This is a genomic window from Streptococcus cristatus, from assembly GCF_001578775.1.
Taxonomy (GTDB): Bacteria; Bacillota; Bacilli; order Lactobacillales; family Streptococcaceae; genus Streptococcus; species Streptococcus cristatus_A.
In genome coordinates, this window is sequence record NZ_KQ969062.1 from 175,052 (window position 1) to 176,778 (window position 1,727).

General features: G+C 43.6%; 1 protein-coding gene and 2 pseudogenes. All 3 read left to right on the plus strand.

All coding sequences use genetic code 11. The annotated features are described in order from the left end of the window. Positions 1–373: pseudogene (locus SCRDD08_RS00840) on the plus strand (hypothetical protein); the annotation flags it as partial. Continuing rightward, the gene (locus SCRDD08_RS00845) at positions 370–1,350 is read left to right on the plus strand and encodes a hypothetical protein (RefSeq protein ID WP_061422018.1); all 981 of its coding nucleotides are present in this window, start codon (positions 370–372) and stop codon (positions 1,348–1,350) included. The pseudogene SCRDD08_RS00840 and the gene SCRDD08_RS00845, both read left to right, overlap by 4 nt. Beyond that, positions 1,347–1,727, plus strand: a pseudogene (locus SCRDD08_RS11620) (hypothetical protein); the annotation flags it as partial. The gene SCRDD08_RS00845 and the pseudogene SCRDD08_RS11620, both read left to right, overlap by 4 nt.

The window sequence follows — 1,727 nt, forward strand, 5'->3', positions numbered from 1 at the left end:
CTGGAGTAGAGGAGGGGTTAGTCAACAGATTAGAGATGTTTTAGAAAAATATCACATGAGATTCAGTGAAATTGGCTTAAGTTATGAAGGTGAAAATCATGGGAAAGTGGATATCTCCGGCACCAACTTTGCCCGTCTCTATCCTGAAGTGGCAAAGAACATGAAAAATATAAAGCTCCTATACTTCCGCCCTGAGCAGTACAATGAACGGGAATGGTTTGACAAACTGATTCATTGGTTTGCGCCGGAAGGGCAGGATGTGATTGAGCTTTATGCGACAGATGAACAAACTGGTGAGAAGACACAGATTCATTCTTATGATGAGTTTGTGGCCTGGATAGCAGCTCACCCAGAGAAGGAGAAAACAGAATGAGGCAACGAAAGAACCTTATCCTGTTCTCTCTAGCGGGCCTCGCCCTTGCGGCCGGTTTGATTTGGGGTATTTTGACCTATCTGAAAGCAACCGAAAAAATTTATTCTGACCGGACTCCGGCTTCTATTGATAGCATTCAGGTGTTTGATGACCAGAAGTTTGTCTTGGTTGGGATGAAGAATCATAAGGGTGGAAATATTTACTACGGTCAAAATTTTGTGACGACCGTTGCCGAACATACCCTCTACACAGGGAATATGGAGCGTCCTGCCCCTATTGGGAAAGAGGAATATTATCGGGTGATTAGCTATGACCTCAATAGTCCAGATATGAAGAAAAAAGAGTTTGACCTCTATCAGCTTCTGGGAAAAGACAATATCTATCGTGCGTTTCCAATTACGCTTAGTTCATATTATCAGGAAGGCACTGATTATTTTTCTCTGGATATAGAAAAATTACGTCATCAGGACAAGGTTTCTGGAAATATCAAGCAACTCCTCTTCACCGCCAGCGGGGAACTCATCACCGACAATGCGGAGGCCAAGATAAAGGAACTGGACCAGAAACCAAACTCATTTCTTCATAAGGTTAACTGGAGCCGGGGGGGAATCAGTGAGCAGATAGATAAGGCTTTGGAAAAATATCATCTTTGGTATAGAGAAAACGACATTGAAACAGTGTCTGAAGAAAATGTTGATTATCGCAATCGTATTGATATTTCCGGCACCAACTTTGCCCGTCTCTATCCTGAAGTGGCAAAGAACATGAAAAATATAAAGCTCCTATACTTCCGCCCTGAGCAGTACAATGAACGGGAATGGTTTGACAAACTGATTCATTGGTTTGCGCCGGAAGGGCAGGATGTGATTGAGCTTTATGCGACAGATGAACAAACTGGTGAGAAGACACAGATTCATTCTTATGATGAGTTTGTGGCCTGGATAGCAGCTCACCCAGAGAAGGAGAAAACAGAATGAGGCAACGAAAGAACCTTATCCTGTTTTCTCTAGCGGGCCTCGCCCTTGCGGCCGGTTTGATTTGGGGTATTATGACCTATCTGAAAGCAACCGAAAAAATTTATTCTGACCGAACTCCGGCTTCTATTGACAGCATTCAGGTGTTTGATGACCAGAAGTTTGTCTTAGTTGGAGTGAAGAATCATGAGGGAGGGGGGATTTTTTACGGTCAGGATTATGTGACGACCGTTGCCGAACATACCCTCTACACAGGGAATATGGAGCGTCCTGCCCCTATTGGGAAAGAGGAATATTATCGGGTGATTAGCTACGACCTCAACAGTCCAGATATGAAGAAAAAAGAGTTTGATCTTTACGAGATGTTAGATAAGGGGCGG